Below are 19,719 nucleotides of genomic sequence, written 5' to 3'. Positions count from 1 at the left end.
GCGCGGCGGGGCGGCGCAATGGTGTGACCATTGAAACCTCGCGACCCTCACCTATACTCAACCTTGCTGCGCCCGGGCGGCGCGGACCCAAACCACCGGATCCCGCAAGGAGTTGAGGATGAACAATGCCACCTTTCTGGCCGTGCAGCTCAATGTCGACGAGGTCGCCGCGTCGCCGGGACTGGTCGAGTTGCTGAACAATCACCTCATCTTTGCCGCCGACGTCGCCGAAGCCGCCGACGCGCTCGTGCAACTCGCGAGCATTGCCGGACTCGCGAGCGGCGTCGAAGCCCGCGTCGAGATTCCCGCGCTCGCGATCGAACGGCTGCGCGAAGCGCTCGACAACCTGAGCGGCTACGACGAATCGTGGCTGCTCGCGCTGGAACCGAGCCGCGCGCTCTTCGACGACATCGGCCGGCAGCGCACACTGCATTGAGGCTGCGCGCGCGGACTCGCTCCGCCCGACGCGCAGCATGGCGTGGCCGGCGCCGCCGAGCTTGCCGATCGGCACACGCCACCGAGCCTTCGCTTTTCGCTCACCGCCCCATCCGCCAGTTAGCCGGAACGCTTGATTGCCGGTGTCGTCTGGTCATTTTTGGGCGAGTCAACTGGAGGAACCGCCGTGAAAAGTCTCCTGAACCGCCGCAGCGTGCTGACCGGCCCGTCGCATGTCGTGAGAATCCCGCAGAACCGCGCCGCCATGCCCCCCTCGCCTGCCGATGCGGACGACGCGCCGCCGGACCTCGCGTCGACAGCGGGATCTGATGCGGAGCCGAATCCCGGAGCGGAGCGCGAGCCGGACGCGATGTCCGGAGCGGTGTCGGGCTCGGCGTCCGGCTCCATGTCCGCAACGGCACAGGCCGCGGTGGCCCGCGGCGCGCCGCGCCCGGTGCTGACCTTGCGGCCGGTGCAGGCAGTGCCGTCGCAGGTCAGCGCGCGCGGCGTGCAGATCGCCAACACCGCCGAAGTCGAATGGCTCGCCGAAGAAGAAGCGCTCACGCCGTTTCGCGTGTTCCGCAGCTTTGCCTACTCGGTGAGCCTGCTGTTTCACGCGAAGGAACTGGTGTACTACGTCGCGCTATATCAGGAAGGCGCGCTATGGCGCGCGCTGAAAGCCGCCGATCTCGAAGCCGCCGAAGCCGCCTTCCGCCATTTCGAGGATCAGGCGACGCGGCTCTCGGACTGCGAAACCCGCCGGGCCCAACTGGAGGCGCAGAACGAGCAGTTGGCGCGCATGATCGCGCGCTCCGAAGCCGAGGCGGAGCGGCTGCGCAGCGATTTGCAGCGACGCAGTGCGCAGGAGCAGGCGGCGTCGAACCGGCAGCATCAGGTGCGCAAAGAGGTGTCGCAGCTGGAGGCGCAGCGCATGGCCGCGCAGGCGCATCTGAACAAGGCGCATCGGCAGATGCAGCAGCTCAATATGACCAGCAACGAAGCCATTCCGCACTTGCCGGCGCGTTGATGGACGGGCTTGCGGGCTCGCAACCGGCGCATGCGGTAAATGGCAAAACGCCGCCAGGCGAAAAACCTTGGCGGCGTTTTTGACTTCAGCGCCCGCGCGGTTCAGCGCAGCGGCGCCGGGGCTTGCTTCGGCTAACCGGCTACCGGACTCGGCGACCGGAGTTAGTTGCCGAAATACACCGAGCTGCGGTCGGTCGTGACTGCGCGGCCTGCTTGCGAGCTGCCGGCAATCGGCGCACCGTAGCCGCTGTCGGCGACTTGTGCCGAAGCTTGAGCCGTGCCGGTTTCAGCGTTGACACGCGCTTGAGCGGCTTGCAGGTTGGCCGGGTAGTCGATGCGGTCGCTGGCAGGGTTGTAGCCTGCCTTTTCCAGCTGGACCAGTTCGGCGCGAACTTGAGCGCGCGTAACCGGCTGGCTCGACTGAGCAAACGAAGCAACGGGAGCGACCAGAGCGGCGGCGATAACAGCGGCAGAGATGAGCGTCTTCATGATGTATAACCTCCAGAACTTGTTGTGATTCGCTTCGGGGCTGGGTTGTCCCTAGCGCTTGAACAGAAGTTTAGGAGCGAGAACATCTAGGGGAAACCCCTAAAACGACGAAACTCTATTCCGCAAATTGCAATAGTCGGTGGCTCATGCCGGCCCTGACCTACTCCCGGAACAGCGCGCGCAACAATAGCCGCGGGCGCGTCTCAATCCCCGCACTGCGGCCCGCGTCCTTGGTGCCGGCGCGCGCTGCAGCGCGGTTGACGCAAGCCGACGGCTTCAGCTCCAGTCCGCGTGGAAGCTGCCGGCCTTGTCGATACGCTCGAACGTATGCGCGCCGAAGAAGTCACGCTGCGCCTGCACGAGGTTCGCGGGCAAGCGCTCCGAGCGATACGCGTCGAAATACGCCACTGCCGACGCGAAAGCCGGCACCGGCACGCCCGCGTTGATCGCCGCGACCACCACCTCGCGCAGCGCCGCCTGGTAGTTGCTGGCGATGTCGCGGAAATACGGGTCGAGCAGCAGATTGGCGATCGCCTTGTCTTTCGTGTAGGCGTCCGTGATCTTTTGCAGGAAGCGGGCGCGGATGATGCAGCCAGCGCGGAAAATCTTCGCAATCGTGCCGAAGTCCAGATCCCATTTGTATTCTTCCGACGCCGCGCGCAACTGCGCAAAACCTTGCGCGTACGAAATGACCTTGCTGAAGTACAGAGCCCGGCGCACCGACTCGATGAAGGCGTCGCGCTCGGCGCCGAGCGGCTTGGCCTTCGGGCCGTCGAGCACCTTGCTCGCGGCCACGCGCTGGTCTTTCAGCGACGACAGCACGCGCGCGAACACCGCCTCCGTGATGAGCGGCAGCGGCGCGCCGAGATCGAGCGCGTTCTGGCTCGTCCACTTGCCGGTGCCCTTTTGCGCCGCACGATCCAGAATCACGTCGACGAGGTCCTTGCCGGTTTCTTCGTCTTTCTTGCTGAAAATTTTCGAGGTGATTTCGATCAGATAGCTGTCGAGCTCGCCCTGATTCCACTCCGTGTAGACCTTGCCCAACTCTTCGTTCGAGAGGCCCACCACCTGCTTGAGCACCGCATAGCTTTCCGCGATCAACTGCATGTCGCCGTATTCGATGCCGTTGTGCACCATCTTCACAAAGTGGCCGGCGCCGTCCGGGCCCATGTAGGCGACGCAAGGCTCGCCGTCCGGCGCCTTCGCGGCGATTTCGGTGAGGATCGGCGCGACGAGATCGTAAGCGTCGCGCTGGCCGCCCGGCATGATGGACGGGCCTTTCAGCGCGCCTTCCTCGCCGCCCGACACACCCGTGCCGATGAAATGCAGCCCGGCCTTCGCCAGTTCCTGATTGCGGCGGATGGTGTCGGTGAAATGCGTGTTGCCGCCGTCGATGAGAATGTCGCCCTTGTCCAGCAGCGGCTTGAGCGCGGCGATGGTGGCGTCGGTCGGCGCGCCGGCCTTCACCATGAGCAGAATGCGGCGCGGCTTTTCGAGCGACTCCACGAACTCTTCCAGCGTGAACGCCGGCACCAGCTTTCTGTCCGGATATTCGGCGATGAGTTCGTCGGTCTTTTCGCGGCTACGGTTGTAGACCGACACCGCGTGGCCGCGGCTCTCGATGTTGAGCGCCAGATTGCGGCCCATGACCGCCAGCCCCACCACGCCGATTGCCTGTTTGCCCATGTGAATTCTCCAGTGTCCAAAAGTGTCGTGACGCCGCGCCGGAATGAACGTCGGCCGGACGTCGAGGGTGAAAGCATAAAAGAAATGCCGGTTCGCCGCTTGTTAGCGGGCACACAAGGCCGCTTTTGCTGAACTTTCGCTGTGCTTTTTCTGTGCCTTTGCGTCGCTTTTCGGTCGCCTTTGCTTTGCCTTTGCGTCGCCTTTTCGCTTTTCAGTCGCTTGAGTCGCCATTGCGTCGGGCTTTGCCTCGGGTTTTGCGCCGATCCTGCGTCTCTACTGCGTCGCTTCGCGCAGTCACCGTGCCCGGCCGACTTGCGTGCGCTTCCTGAATACCAGGCTGAAATTATTGGCCGGCATCGCGACCGGCTCGTCGCACACGAATCCCGCCGACGCCGCGAGCGCCACGACCTCCTCCATGTCGCGCACGCCCCACGACGGATCGCGGCTGCGCAGTTGATCGTCGAACGCTGCGTTGCTCGGCGCCGTGTGCGCACCGCCGCGCCTGAACGGCCCATACAGATACAGCACGCCGCCGTCACGCAGATGGCGGCTCGCGCCCGCGACAAGCGACTCGGCGGCGCTCCACGGCGCTATGTGGATCATGTTGATGCAGACCACGGCATCGACCGTGCCGACGCCCCAGTCCGCCTCATGCACGTCGAGCGCAAGCGGCGCGCGCACGTTCGGCGGCGCAGAGTGCGCGATCCATGCGGCAATCGACTCGCGCGCCGCTTCGCCGGCATCGCTCGGCTGCCAGTCGAGGCCGGGCAACGCGCCGGCAAAGCAGACGGCGTGCTGCCCCGTGCCGCTCGCGATCTCGAGCACGCGGCCGGTAGCGGGCAGCACTGCGCGCAACACGGCGAGTATCGGTTCGCGGTTGCGTTCGGCGGAGGGCGAGCGTTGCTGCATCGGCGAAAAAGGTTCGGTCATGGGAACAGTGTGGCGGCTGACTTGTTGGGCTGGATTTCGGGAATTCGCGAGGCGCTCGCCGCTCAATCTAACGCGAGACGGCCGGCGAGAGCGGTCAGCATATCGGCACACGGCGCCGCGCATTTCAGCGACAACAGCGGATCGGCACGCGTGCGTCCGAGATTGATCGCGGCGATCGGCTTGCGCTGTTTTTGTGCCCACACGCAAAAGCGATAACCGGAGTAGACCATCAGCGACGAACCGACCACGAGCACGGCGTCGGCGGCGTCGAGCGCATGCGAAGCGGCTTCCACCCGCTCGCGCGGCACGTTTTCGCCGAAGAACACCACCGCGGGTTTCAGCAAACCGCCGCAGTTCGCGCACGTCGGCACGCGAAACGTTTCGAGCGCGTGCCATTCGAGGTGCGCGTCGCCGTCAGCGGCAGTTTCGGCGGTGACGTTCAACAGCGCGGGATTGTCCGCTTCGAGCGCCCGCTGGATCGCCGCACGCGAATGCTGCGTTCCGCAATCCAGACAGACGACGCCGTCGATACCGCCGTGCAGCTCGATCACATCGCGGCTGCCCGCGCGCTGATGCAAGCCGTCGACGTTCTGCGTGACGAGCGTCGGCACATGCCCGGCGGCCTGAAGGCGCGCCAGCGCGGCGTGTGCGGCGTTCGGCTGCGCCTGCGCCACGACGGGCCAGCCGACCATGCTGCGCGCCCAGTAGCGGCGGCGCATCGCTTCGGTGCCGAGAAACTCCTGCAGCGTGATGGGCGGCGAGCGCTTCCATGCGCCGTTGTCGTCGCGATAGCCGGGAATGCCCGAGTCGGTGCTGATGCCCGCGCCGGTCAGCACGAAAAGCCGCGGATAGCGCTGCACGAAGTCGTGAAGGTCGTCGAGCGTGTGCGATCCGCCGAAAGGCTCGATGGGCTCGGCGGGGTTGAGAGGCGCGGAATGAAGGTCGGTCATGACGGATGAGCGTTGGCTTGCGGCGTGAGACGTGGGACGCGGTGGCCTGTCAGCGAGGTTTGGCGGCGCGGCTTTTGTGCGATGCGAGCGTTTCCTTCGCGGCTCGCGCGCGTGGTGCTTGCACCGCGGGCCGCGGGTGGCCCATTTGCGGCGCTTCTTGCGATGTTACCTGCCGCTTTTCCTGCCGCTTCTGCCATTCCGCCAACGCGATTTCATAGCGCTCGAGCGCCGCGTCATACACATCGAACACGCACGGACTGCAGCCGCTATGGCAGCAATCGTCGAGATCGGGCTGCACGGGCGGCTGCGGCTTCGGGTCGTCGGCGGATGCGGATTGCGGCACGGCAGGTGACATCGTTTGAATATGCAAAAGAGCCAGCAAGGCGCGGGCCGGGAAGCGCCCAGTATAGGTGGATCGCCCGCGCCCCGCTTGCTGCATGCTGGCCGTCACCCGCGCCCCACGAACGGCATCTTGCTCGCCATGATGGTCATGAACTGGACATTCGCCGACAGCGGCAGTTGCGCCATATGCAGCACGGCGTCGGCGACATGCTGGACGTCCATCAACGGTTCGACCGCGATCTCGCCGTTCGCCTGCGGCACGCCGCGCGCCATGCGCTCGGCCATCTCCGTGGCGGCGTTGCCGATGTCGATCTGGCCGCACACGATGTCGTATCGGCGCCCGTCGAGCGACACCGCTTTCGTGAGGCCGGTGATGGCATGCTTGGTCGCCGTGTAGGCAATGCTGTTAGGCCGCGGCGCATGCGCCGAAATCGATCCGTTATTGATGATGCGCCCGCCGCGCGGACTCTGCGTTTTCATCAGTCCAAACGCGGCACGCGTGCAGAGAAACACGCCGGTCAGATTCGTGTCGACCACCGAGCGCCATTCGTCGATATCCAGTTCGTCGATATCCACCGGCGAGCCGTTGCGTCCCGCGTTGTTGAACAGCACGTCGAGCCGCCCGTAGCGCGCGCGGATCGTCTCGAACAGGGCAGCGACGCTCGCTGCGTCCGTCACATCGCAGGGCGCCGCCAGCGCCTCGCCGCCGAGCGCGCGCGCCTCGTCCGCCACTGCAGCGAGCGCCGCCTCGCGGCGGCCCGCAAGCACCACGCGATAGCCATGCTGCGCGAGCCGCAGCGCGCAGGCACGACCGATGCCGCTGCCCGCGCCCGTCACCAATGCCACTTTTACGATTCCCGTTACCGTCACTGCCTCTCTCCTGTTTAGCCGACTCGCTCGAATGACTGTTTGCACCGTAGCGCAGCACAGCGTGGGTCACCCATGCCGGCGCGCACTTCCATTGCTCTTCCTGACCGAAGGCGCGGCGGCCCGCGCATCAATGGTATCGTTCGACGTTGCGCGGCGCCTTCGCGGCGCCAGGTCGATCCGCGCAATTATCGGATGCATGTTTTATGAACCCACTCTCCACGCCCCACGACGCTCACGCACCGACGCTGCGCCGCTGGCCGCAAACCGGCTACCCCGCGATGCTCACCGCCACCGCCGCCTGGCACGTTCTCGTGCTGGGCGCGTGGCTCCTCGCGCCGCGCGCCTGGCCGTGGTGGCTCGCGGCGATCTTCGCGAATCATGCTGTTTTTACGGTGGCCGGGCTGCTGCCCCGCACGTCGCTGCTCGGGCCCAACTGGACGCGCCTGCCCGCGGGCGCGCGCAACGCGGACGCCATCGCGCTCACCATTGACGACGGTCCCGATCCCGTCGTCACCCCACAGGTGCTCGACCTGCTCGACGCCCTCGGCGTGCGCGCAACGTTCTTCTGCATAGGCGAAAAAGCGCGGCGCTATCCTGAACTCGCACGCCAGATCGTCGCGCGCGGTCATGCGCTGGAAAACCATTCGCAGGTTCACGTCCATACGTTTTCTGTCACCTTTCCGGGTGCGCTGCGGCGCGAGATCGATGCCGCGCAACGCACGCTCGAAGAACTCAGCGGCGAGGCGCCGATGTTTTTTCGCGCGCCGGCCGGCCTGCGCAACATCTTCCTCGAGCCCGTGCTGCGCAAGCTCGATCTGCGGCTCGCGGCATGGACGCGGCGCGGCTACGACACGCGCGAGCGCGATCCACAGGTCGTCGCGCGAAGGCTGCTGGACGGTCTCGCGGCACGCGACATTCTGCTGCTGCACGACGGCAACGCCGCGCTGACCGTCGAGGGCAAGCCGCTGATTCTTGCCGTGCTGCCGCGTCTCGTCGAGGCGGCTCGCGAACGCAAGCTGCGTTTCGTGACGCTGCGCGACGCGCGCGTCGACGGTTGATGCCGCGCGCCTCGCACGCCGTCACATACGGAAGTCCCCGGCCATATCTTCGTCCGACCGCGCCTCTAGCGCGCCGCTGCGGCATGCCTTGACGAACACGTCGTAGTCGCGCTCCACCTGATCCGCGTAATGCGCCGCATAGGTAGCGAGCGCTTCGGCGAACTGATCGCCGCGTCCGATATACGCGCTCACTTCGACCGCCTGGCCGCTTGCCTTGGCATGCGCTCGCGCCATCGCCCAGCCGCACAGTTGCGCGTAGCCGGTCAGCAGATCCGTGTCGAATAGCTCGATGCTGGCCGACAGCTTCATGTCGCGCAGCTGACGGAAATAATAGTGCCGCCCGAGCGGACTCGTCGCCCAGCCGAGAAAGATATCGCTCGCGGCCTGCAACATGCGCTGCCCCTGCACCACGCGCTCGCCCTGATGCTTGACCGACGGCGACCTGAAATAGCGCGCGATGACCGACGGCCTCGCCTCCTTCATCTGCACGAAAAGCGGCTTGCCCACGGGGTCGACGAGCAGCATGGCCGTGCAGCGCGTGCCGACGCTGCCCACGCCGACGACCTTGAACACGACGTCCTGCAAGCTGAAATGCGCGAGCAGTTCGCGGCGGTCGTGCGACAGGCTCTTCATGTAATCGCTCCACACGCCGTCCAGCACCTTGTGCCCGTGCGCGCCTTTAAGCTCGTCGATTTCGTCGGCGGCGAAGAGCGTATTCGCGCCGAGCACGTGAAAAAGCACGGGCGGCGCGTCGCGAATCACCCAGCGATTGCCGTCGTGCTCCGCCATCTTCTCGAACAGGCTTTCGTGCGTGCGCCCCGCCGCTTTTTCCATGCCGCGACGCACGGCGCGCCGCCGTTCAGGCGTGAGCGCCGTATCGGCCATGCGGTCGAAGGTAATGCGCTCGTACCACAACTCGAGCGCGCCATATTGCGCGTATTGCGCCATGCGATTGCGATATTCGCCGACGGCGGTCATCACCAGATCTTCGGCCGCGCCGCGGCTCAGCCGCATATGACGCGCGGCGATTACGAGACTCGCGGCAAGCCGTTTCACGTCCCATTCGAAGGGCCCGATCGACACTTCGTCGAAATCGTTCAGGTCGAATACGAGTTGCCGCTCCGGCGTGGCGAAGCCGCCGAAGTTCATCAGATGCCCGTCTCCGCAGATGGGCAGGGTCAAGCCCGTGTCGTAAACCTTGCTCAGATCGTGCGCCTGCAGAATCGCCGTACCGCGAAAGAACGTGAACGGCGACACCGCCATGCGCCCATAGCGCAGCGGCACGAGGTTCTTCACGCGGCCTTCGCTGCTCGCTTTCAGCAGTTCGATCGGATCGCGATGCAGCTCGCCCACTGTTCGATGGCTCGAGCGCTTCGATTTTTCGCGCGCGGCCCGGCCACGGGCCTCGCGCTCGGCAATGGTGCTGGCTTTCATGCTGATCTCCGTTGTTCTTGTGACGGCCACGATCCGTTTCGAGCAACCGCACGCCGCTCGCTAGTCGCATTGCATGCTAGCAGAGCAGTCGGTAAAAAGGTGCGGGCGCTTTTACCGATGCGGCGTGCATGCCCCCGCGTCCACCTCCGAATTTCCGATTTGGCGTTTTCCAGCACTTCAGCAATCGCCTTTCGCGCCGTTTACCAGTACATGCGGAAATTCAGCGACGCACGCACAAGCCCTTCAAAACGGCTTCTTCTGCTACGTGACGTGCGGCGCGCAAGATACGGAGAGAACATGTTTGTCGCAATCGGCTGGGTGTTGGTAATCGGCTCTGTCATAGGGAGCTTTGTCGGCGTGGGCGGCCATTTGCCAGCGCTCGTACAACCGTTCGAACTACTATGCATTTTCGGTGCAGCGATCGGCGCGTTCGTCGTCAGCAATCCGATTTCGACGTTGAAGAAGACGCTCAGGGCGATTCCGTCGTGCTTCAAAAACGGCGGCTACACGAAGGAAAAGTATCTGGAACTGATCGCCCTGCTGTACGAGCTGCTTCAGAAAGCCCGCAAGGAAGGCATGATGTCGCTCGAAGCCGACGTGTTCGCCCCTGAGGAAAGCGTGATTTTCCAGAAGTATCCACACGTTCTCGCCGATCACCATCTGCTTGATTTCATCGTCGACTATTTGCGCATGATGTCAGGCGGCAACGTCAACGTGCTCGAAGTGCAGGACCTAATGGACGAAGAGCTGGCCACGCATCACGCGGAAGCGTCGGTGGCGGCCAACGCGATCCAGAAGATGGCAGACGGGCTGCCCGCATTCGGCATCGTCGCTGCCGTGATGGGCGTGGTCCACACGATGGGCTCCGTCGGCGCGCCGCCCGCAGTGCTCGGCGAGATGATCGCGGGTGCACTCGTCGGCACGTTCCTCGGCATTCTTCTCGCGTATGGCTTCATCGGTCCGCTCGCCGATCTGCTGAATGCAAAGGGACGCGCTGAAGCAAAGCCGTTCCAGTGTGTGAAGGCGGTGCTGCTCGCGTCGCTCTCCGGTTACGCGCCGCCTATTGCCGTGGAGTTCGGCCGCAAGGTGCTGTTCACCGCCGACCGCCCGAGCTTCCAGGAACTCGATGACGCGGTGCGCGCGACCAAGACGCCGAAGCCTGCCGCAAGCGGAGCAGCGTAATGACGCAAAGACGCTCACGCGGCGAGGAGCAGGAGGTGCCGCCGCCGATCATCGTGCGCCGCTCGAAAAAAGCCGACGATCACGGTGCCCATCACGGCGGCGCATGGAAAATCGCGTACGCCGACTTCGTCACCGCAATGATGGCGTTTTTCCTGCTGATGTGGCTGCTCGGCTCCACGTCGAAGTTCGACAAGCAAGGCATTGAGGACTACTTCAACACGCCTTTATCGAGCCTGCTGGGCGGCAACGAAGGCGCAGCCGCCGCACGGCCGAGCGTGGTGCAAGGCGGCGGGCGCGACATTTCCGACACCCGTCCGGGCGACGGCAAAAAGACGCAGATCGAGCCGGCTACGCCCGTCAATGTGGTGCCGACGGTTGCGCCGGCTGACGCGGCCCGCTTGCAGCAGCTGAAGGAGAAGCTCATTTCGCTGATCGAGCAAAGCCCCGCGTTGAAGGCGTTCAAGGATCAGATTCGCATTTCGATCACGAATGAAGGCTTGCGCATCGAGATCGTCGATTCGCAGAACCGACCGATGTTCGCCTCCGGCAGTCCACGGCTGCAGACTTATGCGGTCGCGATTCTCACGCAGATCGGCGCGGCGCTCAACGACGTCGACAACCGTATTTCGATTGCAGGCCACACCGACGCTGTGCCATATACCGGCGGACCCGTCGGCTATTCGAACTGGGAGTTGTCGTCGGAACGCGCGAACGCTGCGCGCCGCGCGCTGGTCTCCGGCGGCATGCATGGCGAAAAGCTCTTGCAGGTGCGCGGTCTCGCGGACGTGCTGCCGCTCAACAGCAATGTCGTCGACGAACCGACCAATCGACGCATCAGCATTCTCGTGATGAACAAGGCCGCCGAGCAGGCGTTCTTCCACGACGGCGGCCGCACCTCCATCGACGAAAACTCGCCAGCCGGTGCGGCGATTCCCGCGGTCGCGGCGCGCATGCATCCGGCTCCCGGCGCGACGGTAGTCCGCTAGCGATTCAGCCGCGCGCCTTGCGGCGCTTCGCGCCCATGTCCAGTTCGACCCAGGTCGGCGCGTGGTCGCTCGCGTGCGGCTCGCCGCGCACCCAGCGGTCCACGCCCGCGTCGCGCAAACGCGGCGCGAGGTCCGGGCTCAGCAGAATGTGATCGATGCGCAAGCCGGAGTTGGTGTCCCAATGACGGCGAAAATAGTCCCAGAAGGTATAGACGCGCTCGTCGCCGAAGTGCGTGCGCAGCGCGTCTGTCCAGCCTTGCGCGACGAGGCGCCGATAACGCTCGCGGCTCTCCGGCTGCAACAGCGCGTCTTTCAGCCAGGAGCGCGGGTTGTAGATGTCTTCATCGGTGGGCACGACGTTGAAGTCGCCGGCGAGCACGACCGGATGGCCGCTCCTGAGCAGCTTCGCCGCGTGATCGATCAGGTGATCGAACCATTTCAGCTTGTACTCGAACTTGGGACCGGGCTGCGGATTGCCGTTCGGCAGATACAGACAGCAGACCAGCAGACCGCCCACGGCGGCTTCCAGATAGCGGCTATGCGTGTCGTCCTCGAAACCCGGCAAGCCGCGGCGGCTTTCCAGCGGCGGCTCGCCCTTCGACAGAATCGCCACGCCGTTCCATGCGCTCTGGCCCTGCCAGATGGCGTGATAGCCCGCGTCGCGCAAGGCGTCGGCGGGAAATGCGCTGTCTGCAGCCTTCAATTCCTGCAGGCAGACAATGTCCGGCGCCTCGCGTTCAAGCCATTGCAGCAGCGCGGCCTGACGCGACCGGATTCCGTTGATGTTGAATGTCGCAATGCGCAGCGTCGCCACGGCTCCTCCTTCCTGCAACGCAAGTTATCTCGACGACGCCTCGTTCGACATCTGAGAGGCCGCTTCATCGCACCACTCGATCGCCCACAGGCGCGCGCATGAAATCGCATCGGCTTCGTTCGAGAAGGCGTCGATGTCGCCGGAATCATGCGACTGGAAATGCTCGTTTTTCCGCGGTATACGCGTGATCCGGGCACGCGCGTAGTAGACGCCTTCGTCTGCATGGCGTGCCCGGCAATCGATGTGGAAATGCCTGTAATCGAACTGCATCGGTTGACCTCTGAACGCTTGATGCCGATGAGCGGTAGCATCGTTCATTCCCGCCGCCTTGCGTTCGATGAATGGCCACGCGCGTCACGCACTACGCGCGCGCGTGACCCGCTATCGGCAGCCAGCCCGCATCAATTGGGTACGTTCACCGCGCCGTTGGCCACCGTGATCGCATTGCCGCCGGGACTCGTCGCAATCGCCGGCAAGTTGGCAGTCGTCAATGCAGGTGCAGCGCCCGGTGTACCGCCGCGCGGCACGGTATGAACGACTTGCGACGGCGGCAGCGGCGCGCCGTTCTTCAGGTGGTTCCACATCAGGTTGAGGGCCTGAATGTTGTAGTAATGCAGCGGCACAAAGCGCGTATCGAACCCTGCCACGCCGAGGAATGCGTCGAAGTGCTGGCCGTTCGTGATTTCATAGAACGACAGCTTGCTCGCCGCGCCTTCCACGAGCTGATTCGTCGCCACGTAGGGCCGTGAAGCGTGGTTGATCGGCACCAATGCATCGGCCCGCCCCTGCACGATAATGGCCGGCTTGCCGTGCAGATTCGCATTAACCTTGATCGCTTCCACGCTGTTGTTCAACGCGCCGTTGGTCCACAGCGTCCGCACGCAGGCAGCGCCAGCATAACTTGCGTCGACCGTGGCGAGTCGATGGTCGAATGCGCCCGCCGTGCCCGCGTTATAGACGAGGTTGATGCCGTTAGTGGGCGGTACGCCGTTGCCGGTGCCGAACACCGTGAGCATCGGCGACACGGCGGGCGTCACGCCGGCCGCGCCCGTCGAACTCGTGGTGCCGAAGCTGAAGTTGCACAGGTTGTCGGCCACGCTCGCTCTTGCATAGGCGTTCGCGTAAGTCACCGCGACTGCCGGCACGGCTTGCGAATCCCACATCGGCGCATGCAGCAGGTCTGAATCGGTCTGATAGCCGTTTTGATGCAACAACGCGAGCGCATTGGTCGCCTGCGTCGCGGTGTCGCCTCCGGAGATCACGCCGTTGGCCGCGAGCGTCGCGCATCGCGCGGTGCGAATGGCGGTGGTGGTCGCGAGCGGCAGAGCCGTCAGATACGGCGCGCCGGCAGCGGCAGGCGCGAGCGCCGCGCAAGGCTCGAGCAGGTTCGCGAGCGTCATGTAATCCGCAAGCGGCTTGCCGAATGCGCCGACGGGCACGCCACCCTGCGTCACCGATACCTGCGAAGGCACACGCACGTTGATTTGCGGCTCGCCCACCACGACGGCGGTAATGAGCCCGGACGTGTCCTGTTCCGCCGCCGCGAGCGACGCGCCGCCGCCATTGCTCACCGATGCCGCAATCGTCAGAATGCTGCCCGGCTGGTAACGCACGGTGCGGGTCGAGCCGTTCAACGCGCCGTAGGAATCGTTGAGCGCCCAATACGCGAACTGAATGGCCTGCAACGTGTTCTTGCCCCAGTCCTGCTCAGGGTTCTGCTGCGAGTGCGCATGCTTGAACGCGTAGCGGTTCGGAAACTGGCTGTTGTAAGTGGCGAGGTCGGTGTTGCCCAGATTCGCCGTGAAAATGCTCGCCTTGCCCGCCGCATTCGCGTCTTGCAACGTGCCGTCGATCAGCGTGACGCGATTCGTCGACAGTTCATGCGCGCCGTTGCCCGAGCCCTTGTCGGTATATGCCACCGCGCAGCCGCGCTTGAGGCCCCACTCGCCCGCCGCGGAAATCGCGCCGTACACGCCGCGCGAACCGGATGACGTTGCCGTGACAATGCACGGTTGATCCGCATTGAAGCTGGCCGGAATCTGCACGAGCACGCTGACGTTCTTCTTACCGCTGCCGTCGTCGGCGAAAGCGAGGTACTCCTTGCCCGCAATCTTGCCTTCGCCCAACGTGTCGTTGCCGTTCAGATCGACGTTGGGGCCCCAGAAGCGCCCATATCCGCCATTGCTCGTCATGTCGACGAGCGCGCGGTAGTTCGACCAGATGGCGAGCCGCCGCAGCTCGGCTGCCGTGGGCTGCGCGGCATTGGCGATGGCCGGCGCAGTGGCCGAGGCAAGCCCGGTTTTACCGAGTCCCGCAGTGAGCAGGTCGTCGGAATTGCCGTCGTAAGACTGGGTCTTGACCGTGCTGCCGACGATGAAGTTCGGCAGCGCGTTTGCCTGCGGTGGTGGCGGGCCGTCGTCATGTCCCCCGTGGCATGCGCTCAAGGCGAGCGCGACGACGATTGCAATGGAAAGCGCCGACCTGCTTCGAATGGCGGATGTCATCTGTGCTTGTCTCCATTATTCGCAATACCGTTTTTGCGTTACCGTTGTACACGCAACCGCGCCGGATTTGCTACGCTCAATTGTTCTCGCGCGACGCTTCGGATACCGACGCATCGTCAGCCTGCATTGACCTTTCAGCGGAGTCAATAGAACGTCATGGCAAGAGATAACGAATGTGAACATTCGGGCAACGAAGCCGCCTTGCGTCAACCTTCACGGCGCCGTTTTCTACAATCGGCCGCAGCGGCGGCTACCGTCGGTGCGGCACCGCACCTTCGCGCGCAAACCGGAACGCCTGCCGCGCCCGCGGCACGCACGCCCGAGCCGGCACCGCCCCGGCCCGTGGCATTGAACGTCAACGGCCGCACCTATGCGCTGCAACTCGAACCGCGCGTGACCCTGCTCGATGCGTTGCGCGAATACGCGGGCCTGATGGGCACGAAGAAGGGCTGCGACCGCGGACAATGCGGCGCGTGCACCGTGATCGCGAACGGACGCCGCATCAACTCGTGCCTGACGCTCGCCGTCATGCACGAAGGCGAAACCATCACCACCGTCGAGGGCCTGGCCACCCACGGCGCATTGAGTCCGCTGCAACGTGCGTTCATCGAACACGATGCGTTTCAGTGCGGCTACTGCACGCCGGGACAGCTATGCTCCGCGACCGCGCTGCTGCAGGAGTTTCGCAGCGGCGCGGCAAGTGTCGCGACTGCGGATGTCCGTAGAGGTCCTATCAAACTTTCCGACGACGAGATTCGCGAGCGCATGAGCGGCAATATTTGCCGCTGCGGCGCCTACGCGAACATTGTGGCCGCGATACGCGCCGCGCATGAGGGCGGCGATCAGAACGTGAGCGCGACGGCAATCGGCGTCGAGCGCCACGATCCCGCGTAAAGGCAAGCACGACCATGGATGCGATCTCATACGAACGCGCCGCCGATGTCGCCGGCGCAGTGCGCGCAGTGCAGCAGCCGGGTGCCGTGTTCATCGGCGGCGGCACGAATCTGCTCGATCTGATGAAGGGCGGTGTCGAGCGGCCAGTGCGGCTCATCGACATCACGCATATCGGCGGACTGGACACCGTCACGACGTTGCCTGGCGAAGGGCTTCGCATCGGCGCACTGGTACGCAATAGCGACGCCGCGAATCATGCGTTGATACGCGAACAGTATCCGCTGCTGTCGCAGGCCCTCCTTGCGGGCGCCTCAGCGCAGTTGCGCAATATGGCGACCGTCGGCGGGAATCTGCTGCAGCGAACCCGCTGCGGTTATTTCTACGACACCGCGTTTTCACAGTGCAACAAGCGCGTGCCCGGCAGCGGCTGTGCGGCGCTCGAAGGCCACAACCGCATGCACGCTATTCTGGGTGCGAGCCCGCAGTGCGTCGCGGTCAATCCCTCCGACATGAGCGTCGCGCTCGCAGCGCTCGACGCCGTGGTGCGCGTCACGGGGCCGGCCGGCGAGCGAACCATTCCGTTCGCCGAATTTCATCGGCTGCCGGGCGACCGGCCCGACGTCGATACCACGCTGCGTTCCGGCGAACTGATTACCGCGGTCGACCTTCCGCCGCCGCTTTTCAGCGCGCATTCGCATTATCTGAAGGTGCGTGACCGCGCCAGTTACGCATTCGCCTTGGTGTCGGTCGCCGCTGCGTTGCAGATGGACGGCGAACGCGTGCAGGCTGCGCGCATTGCATTGGGCGGCGTCGCGCACAAGCCGTGGCGAGCAAGTGCCGCGGAACAGATGCTGAACGGTCAGCCGCTCACGCAAGCCACGCTGAACCGCGCGGCAGCTGCCGCCTTGCACGACGCGAGACCGCTCTCGCACAACGGCTTTAAGGTCCAGCTCGCGCAACGCGCGATCGTGCGCGCGGTGAATGAAGCCGCCGGCCACGCGGGAGGTGTCGCATGAATCTGATCGGCCAGCCGTTCGACCGTACCGACGGTCTGCTGAAAGTGACGGGCGAAGCACGCTATGCAGCGGAATTTCCGGAGGCGCGTCTTGCACACGCCGTGCTCGTCACCAGCACCATTGCCCGCGGCACGATTGCGTCGATTGATGCGAGCCGCGCAGAGGCCTTGCCCGGTGTGCTGCTCGTGATGACGCACGAGAATGCTCCGCGTCTGCCGAACGGCGGCAAGGCGCAATTGGCGCCGCCCGCGGGGCGTCGACTGTCGCTTCTGCAGGACAACGAAGTGCATTACAACAACGAGCCGGTTGCCGTCGTCGTCGCCGATACACTCGAACATGCGACCGACGCCGCGCGGCAGTTGCGCATCACGTATCAGGCCAGCGCCGCCACGCTCGACTTCGCGCGCGCCAAGGCCAACGCGCACGCGCCCGACAAACCGCAAGGGCGTCAAACGGATACGCAGCGCGGCCGTATCGAGGACGGCATGAAGCGCGCCGCCGTGCATATCGACGCGACGTACACCACGCCCATCGAGCATCACAATCCGATGGAGCCGCACGCGACGATGGCGCGCTGGGACGGCCCGCAGCTCACGCTCTACGATTCCACGCAAGGCGTGAGCGGCGAAGCGCAGGCGGTCGCAAAGACATTCGGCATTTCCGCGGCGGACGTACGCGTGATTTCGCCGTTCGTCGGGGGCGGCTTCGGTTGCAAGGGCTCGTCATGGTCGCATGTCGCGTTGTGCGCGATGGCCGCGAAACAGACCGGGCGTCCGGTGCGGCTCGTGCTCGAGCGTCCGCAGATGTTCGGTCCGGTCGGCGCGCGGCCGCACACGGAGCAGCGTCTCGTGCTCGCCGCGCAACGCGACGGCACGCTGAGCGCCATGCGCCACGACAGCCTCTCGAACACGTCGATGATCGAAGACTGGACCGAGACCTGCTGCATGGTCACGCGCATGTTGTACGCAGTGCCCAATCAGGTCACCACGCACCGGCTCGTGCCGCTCAACGTCGGCACGCCGACTTTCATGCGCGCGCCGGGCGAGACGACCGGCTCGTTCGCGCTCGAATCGGCGATGGACGAACTCGCCGTCGCGCTCGACATGGACCCTCTGGCGTTGCGCCTGAAGAACTACGCCGAGGTCGATCCGCAGGAGAACAAGCCGTGGTCGGGCAAGTCGTTGCGCGAGTGCTATCAGATCGGCGCCGAAAAATTCGGCTGGTCGCGGCGTCATCCGGCGCCCCGTTCGATGCGGGACGGCAACACGCTGATCGGCATGGGCATGGCGAGCGCGACGTATCCGGCCAATCGCAGCGAAGCCGGCGCGATCGCGCGGATTCTGCCGGACGGCACTGCGATGGTGGCCTCGGGCACGCAGGATATCGGCACCGGCACTTACACCGTGATGACCCAGGTCGCCGCCGATGCACTGGGATTCGCGCCCGAAAACATCCGCGTGGCGCTCGGCGACTCGTCGCTGCCGAAGGCGCCGGTGTCGGGCGGTTCGCAGTCGGCGGCGAGCGTGACGCCGGCCGTGCGCGAAGCGGCGAACGCCGCGCGCGCGCAGCTGATCGCGCTGGCGCTGGCGGACGCCGCGTCGCCCTTGCACGGCCTTGCGCTCGACGACATCACCGTGGAAAACGGCTGGGTGACGAGCCGCTCGCAACCGGCGCGGCGCGATCCGGCCGCGGCCGTCATTGCGCGCGCGGGCGGCAAGCCGATCGAGGCGACCTCCACCGTCAAACCCGGCGACGAGAAAGAGAAGTACTCGTTTCACTCGTTCGGCGCGGTGTTCGTCGAAGTGCACGTCGATGCCGACCTGGGCACGATTCGCGTGCCGCGGGTGGTCGCTGTATATGACGTGGGGCGCGTGCTGAATGAAAAGACCGCGCGCAGCCAGATGCTCGGCGGCATTGTGTGGGGCGTGGGCGCGGCGTTGCAGGAGGAATCCTGGCTCGATACGCGCTATGGACGCTTCACGAATGCGAATCTCGCCGAGTACCACGTGCCGGTGAACGCGGACATCGGCTCGATCGACATAACGTTTCTCGACCGGCCCGATCCGCATATCAATTCGCTCGGGGTGCGCGGCATCGGCGAAATCGGCATTACCGGCGTGTGCGCGGCGCTCGCCAACGCGGTGTATCACGCGAGCGGTGTGCGCGTGCGCGATCTTCCTATCACGCTCGACAAGGTGATGCAGCCGACCCGCGTCTGAGGCACGCGCGCCCGCAGGTGGACGCTTGCCTCGCGGTGCGTTGCGCCGCACAATCGGAGGCACTTTCTTCCACCGGTGCTCTCCATGGCTTACGCGTCGCTTGCCACTGGCATCTTGCTCGCCGCCGGCGTCGGCTCGCGCTTCGATCCGCACGGCGTGCAGAATAAGCTGCTCGCCCGCCTGCCGGACGGCACACCGGTCGCTCAGGAAGCCGCGCACCGGCTGCTGCTTGCCGTGCCGACGGTGCTCGCCGTGGTGCGGCCGGGCGCCGAGGCGCTTGCACGTCTTCTAAACGATGCCGGCTGCGACGTGGCGTTCGCGCCCGCCGCCGAACGCGGCATGGGCGCGAGCCTCGCGGCAGGCATTCAGGCCAGCGAGGACGCCGAGGGCTGGATCGTCGCGCTCGCGGACATGCCGCGTATCCAGTCGTCGACGATCGAGGCCGTGGCACGTGCGCTCGACGGCGGCGCTTCGCTCGTGGCGCCGTTTTATGCGGGACAGCGCGGGCATCCGGTCGGCTTCGGCGCGGCGCATCGCGAGGCGCTGCTTTCGCTCGACGGCGACAGCGGCGCGCGCGCGTTGTTGAAATCGGAGCGTGTCATGCGGCTCGACGTCGACGACGCCGGAATCTTGCGGGACGTGGATACGCCGGAGGATTTGCGCGGGTTTTAAAGGTGTTGGCGGTGGGCCGTCGAGAGCGGAGGTTTCAGGCTTGTGCACCACAAACGCCGGGCTTGATTCAAACCCGTGCCTAGGTGCATACTGTATATCCGTATGGGCTATCCATTTAGCTCCACTTGCGCCATGATCGGGTAGTGAGCGAACTCAAGCATACCCCGACTGCCGGTGAAGATTTCCCTCGAACATGGAGCCAGTTTCTGGAC

At 65.2% G+C, this 19,719-nt stretch carries 19 protein-coding genes; 9 read left to right on the top strand and 10 right to left on the bottom strand.

The window, feature by feature from the left end:
• The first annotated feature begins 118 nt into the window (after positions 1 to 118).
• Both HV711_RS04725 and HV711_RS04720 read left to right on the top strand, forming a co-directional pair.
• Entirely contained in the window at positions 119 to 436 is a 318-nt protein-coding gene (locus HV711_RS04725) for a hypothetical protein (protein ID WP_014972990.1), read from the top strand.
• A gap of 186 nt (positions 437 to 622) precedes the next feature.
• Positions 623 to 1,462: a DUF2968 domain-containing protein gene (locus HV711_RS04720; RefSeq protein ID WP_035477932.1), complete on the top strand. Its 840-nt coding sequence runs from the start codon at positions 623 to 625 to the stop codon at positions 1,460 to 1,462.
• Positions 1,463 to 1,623: 161 nt separating this feature from the next.
• Here HV711_RS04720 and HV711_RS04715 read toward each other — a convergent pair whose 3' ends face one another.
• The 6 genes from HV711_RS04715 to HV711_RS04690 form a co-directional block, all read right to left on the bottom strand.
• Positions 1,624 to 1,950: a DUF4148 domain-containing protein gene (locus tag HV711_RS04715; protein WP_013591691.1), complete on the bottom strand. Its 327-nt coding sequence runs from the start codon at positions 1,948 to 1,950 to the stop codon at positions 1,624 to 1,626.
• Between the two features lie 276 nt (positions 1,951 to 2,226).
• Positions 2,227 to 3,636 (bottom strand): NADP-dependent phosphogluconate dehydrogenase, encoded by a 1,410-nt coding sequence (gene gnd, locus HV711_RS04710; protein WP_035477929.1) that lies wholly within the window; start codon positions 3,634 to 3,636, stop codon positions 2,227 to 2,229.
• A 294-nt stretch (positions 3,637 to 3,930) separates the two neighbouring features.
• Positions 3,931 to 4,566: a DUF938 domain-containing protein gene (locus HV711_RS04705; RefSeq protein ID WP_035477927.1), complete on the bottom strand. Its 636-nt coding sequence runs from the start codon at positions 4,564 to 4,566 to the stop codon at positions 3,931 to 3,933.
• A 62-nt stretch (positions 4,567 to 4,628) separates the two neighbouring features.
• A complete protein-coding gene (locus tag HV711_RS04700; protein ID WP_035477925.1) occupies positions 4,629 to 5,516 on the bottom strand; it encodes an NAD-dependent protein deacetylase in 888 nt (295 codons plus the stop codon).
• A 49-nt stretch (positions 5,517 to 5,565) separates the two neighbouring features.
• Positions 5,566 to 5,871, bottom strand: a complete 306-nt coding sequence (locus tag HV711_RS04695) for an oxidoreductase-like domain-containing protein (protein ID WP_035477922.1) — start codon at positions 5,869 to 5,871, stop codon at positions 5,566 to 5,568.
• 92 nt (positions 5,872 to 5,963) lie between these two features.
• Complete coding sequence (locus HV711_RS04690; RefSeq protein ID WP_035477919.1) at positions 5,964 to 6,728, bottom strand: SDR family oxidoreductase; 765 nt, start codon at positions 6,726 to 6,728, stop codon at positions 5,964 to 5,966.
• 203 nt (positions 6,729 to 6,931) lie between these two features.
• Here HV711_RS04690 and HV711_RS04685 point away from each other — a divergent pair, with 203 nt between their 5' ends.
• Complete coding sequence (locus tag HV711_RS04685) at positions 6,932 to 7,786, top strand: polysaccharide deacetylase family protein (protein WP_035477916.1); 855 nt, start codon at positions 6,932 to 6,934, stop codon at positions 7,784 to 7,786.
• A 21-nt stretch (positions 7,787 to 7,807) separates the two neighbouring features.
• Here HV711_RS04685 and HV711_RS04680 read toward each other — a convergent pair whose 3' ends face one another.
• Positions 7,808 to 9,220 carry a DUF2252 domain-containing protein gene (locus tag HV711_RS04680; protein WP_035477914.1) on the bottom strand — a complete coding sequence of 471 codons (1,413 nt, stop codon included), beginning with the start codon at positions 9,218 to 9,220 and terminating at the stop codon, positions 7,808 to 7,810.
• 297 nt (positions 9,221 to 9,517) lie between these two features.
• On the opposite strand from HV711_RS04680, the gene motA reads away from it, so the two are divergent.
• Together motA and motB are read left to right on the top strand one after the other, a co-directional pair.
• The gene (gene motA, locus HV711_RS04675) at positions 9,518 to 10,402 is read left to right on the top strand and encodes a flagellar motor stator protein MotA (protein ID WP_013591683.1); all 885 of its coding nucleotides are present in this window, start codon (positions 9,518 to 9,520) and stop codon (positions 10,400 to 10,402) included.
• Complete coding sequence (motB, locus tag HV711_RS04670) at positions 10,402 to 11,388, top strand: flagellar motor protein MotB (RefSeq protein WP_035477912.1); 987 nt, start codon at positions 10,402 to 10,404, stop codon at positions 11,386 to 11,388. Before motA ends, motB begins: the two co-directional genes overlap by 1 nt.
• Before the next feature lie 4 nt (positions 11,389 to 11,392).
• Here the strand turns inward: motB and HV711_RS04665 are convergent, their stop codons facing one another.
• The 3 genes from HV711_RS04665 to HV711_RS04655 all read right to left on the bottom strand — a co-directional run bounded on the left by HV711_RS04665 (position 11,393) and on the right by HV711_RS04655 (position 14,706).
• Positions 11,393 to 12,202: an exodeoxyribonuclease III gene (locus HV711_RS04665; protein WP_013591681.1), complete on the bottom strand. Its 810-nt coding sequence runs from the start codon at positions 12,200 to 12,202 to the stop codon at positions 11,393 to 11,395.
• Between the two features lie 24 nt (positions 12,203 to 12,226).
• Positions 12,227 to 12,472 (bottom strand): hypothetical protein, encoded by a 246-nt coding sequence (locus HV711_RS04660; protein WP_035478250.1) that lies wholly within the window; start codon positions 12,470 to 12,472, stop codon positions 12,227 to 12,229.
• Between the two features lie 131 nt (positions 12,473 to 12,603).
• On the bottom strand, positions 12,604 to 14,706 hold the full coding sequence (locus HV711_RS04655; protein WP_035477910.1) for a D-(-)-3-hydroxybutyrate oligomer hydrolase: 2,103 nt from the start codon (positions 14,704 to 14,706) through the stop codon (positions 12,604 to 12,606).
• 156 nt (positions 14,707 to 14,862) lie between these two features.
• Here HV711_RS04655 and HV711_RS04650 point away from each other — a divergent pair, with 156 nt between their 5' ends.
• The 4 genes from HV711_RS04650 (at position 14,863) to HV711_RS04635 (ending at position 19,507) form a co-directional block, all read left to right on the top strand.
• A complete protein-coding gene (locus HV711_RS04650) occupies positions 14,863 to 15,600 on the top strand; it encodes a 2Fe-2S iron-sulfur cluster-binding protein (RefSeq protein ID WP_035477907.1) in 738 nt (245 codons plus the stop codon).
• Between the two features lie 14 nt (positions 15,601 to 15,614).
• A complete protein-coding gene (locus tag HV711_RS04645) occupies positions 15,615 to 16,616 on the top strand; it encodes an FAD binding domain-containing protein (protein WP_035477905.1) in 1,002 nt (333 codons plus the stop codon).
• Positions 16,613 to 18,835: a xanthine dehydrogenase family protein molybdopterin-binding subunit gene (locus HV711_RS04640; RefSeq protein WP_035477901.1), complete on the top strand. Its 2,223-nt coding sequence runs from the start codon at positions 16,613 to 16,615 to the stop codon at positions 18,833 to 18,835. The genes HV711_RS04645 and HV711_RS04640 overlap by 4 nt, the downstream gene beginning before the upstream one ends.
• 84 nt (positions 18,836 to 18,919) lie before the next feature.
• Positions 18,920 to 19,507, top strand: coding sequence for a nucleotidyltransferase family protein (locus HV711_RS04635; RefSeq protein ID WP_013591675.1), 588 nt, complete (start codon positions 18,920 to 18,922; stop codon positions 19,505 to 19,507).
• Positions 19,508 to 19,719 lie beyond the last annotated feature (212 nt).

This window comes from Paraburkholderia phenoliruptrix (genome assembly GCF_902859825.1).
GTDB classification, from domain to species: Bacteria; Pseudomonadota; Gammaproteobacteria; order Burkholderiales; family Burkholderiaceae; genus Paraburkholderia; species Paraburkholderia phenoliruptrix.
Note: the sequence above shows the minus strand (reverse complement) of the source record. Positions and strands in the feature narration are given on the sequence as shown.

What these genes read in the sequence shown, in the direction of transcription:
- HV711_RS04700 (WP_035477925.1), bottom strand. Translation starts at nt 5,516, where the DNA reads ATGACCGACCTTCATTCCGCGCCTCTCAACCCCGCCGAGCCCATCGAG.
- gnd (WP_035477929.1), bottom strand. Translation starts at nt 3,636, where the DNA reads ATGGGCAAACAGGCAATCGGCGTGGTGGGGCTGGCGGTCATGGGCCGC.
- motB (WP_035477912.1), top strand. Translation starts at nt 10,402, where the DNA reads ATGACGCAAAGACGCTCACGCGGCGAGGAGCAGGAGGTGCCGCCGCCG.
- HV711_RS04705 (WP_035477927.1), bottom strand. Translation starts at nt 4,566, where the DNA reads ATGACCGAACCTTTTTCGCCGATGCAGCAACGCTCGCCCTCCGCCGAA.
- HV711_RS04650 (WP_035477907.1), top strand. Translation starts at nt 14,863, where the DNA reads ATGGCAAGAGATAACGAATGTGAACATTCGGGCAACGAAGCCGCCTTG.
- HV711_RS04680 (WP_035477914.1), bottom strand. Translation starts at nt 9,220, where the DNA reads ATGAAAGCCAGCACCATTGCCGAGCGCGAGGCCCGTGGCCGGGCCGCG.
- HV711_RS04660 (WP_035478250.1), bottom strand. Translation starts at nt 12,472, where the DNA reads ATGCAGTTCGATTACAGGCATTTCCACATCGATTGCCGGGCACGCCAT.
- motA (WP_013591683.1), top strand. Translation starts at nt 9,518, where the DNA reads ATGTTTGTCGCAATCGGCTGGGTGTTGGTAATCGGCTCTGTCATAGGG.
- HV711_RS04715 (WP_013591691.1), bottom strand. Translation starts at nt 1,950, where the DNA reads ATGAAGACGCTCATCTCTGCCGCTGTTATCGCCGCCGCTCTGGTCGCT.
- HV711_RS04635 (WP_013591675.1), top strand. Translation starts at nt 18,920, where the DNA reads ATGGCTTACGCGTCGCTTGCCACTGGCATCTTGCTCGCCGCCGGCGTC.
- HV711_RS04645 (WP_035477905.1), top strand. Translation starts at nt 15,615, where the DNA reads ATGGATGCGATCTCATACGAACGCGCCGCCGATGTCGCCGGCGCAGTG.
- HV711_RS04685 (WP_035477916.1), top strand. Translation starts at nt 6,932, where the DNA reads ATGAACCCACTCTCCACGCCCCACGACGCTCACGCACCGACGCTGCGC.
- HV711_RS04695 (WP_035477922.1), bottom strand. Translation starts at nt 5,871, where the DNA reads ATGTCACCTGCCGTGCCGCAATCCGCATCCGCCGACGACCCGAAGCCG.
- HV711_RS04655 (WP_035477910.1), bottom strand. Translation starts at nt 14,706, where the DNA reads ATGACATCCGCCATTCGAAGCAGGTCGGCGCTTTCCATTGCAATCGTC.
- HV711_RS04725 (WP_014972990.1), top strand. Translation starts at nt 119, where the DNA reads ATGAACAATGCCACCTTTCTGGCCGTGCAGCTCAATGTCGACGAGGTC.
- HV711_RS04640 (WP_035477901.1), top strand. Translation starts at nt 16,613, where the DNA reads ATGAATCTGATCGGCCAGCCGTTCGACCGTACCGACGGTCTGCTGAAA.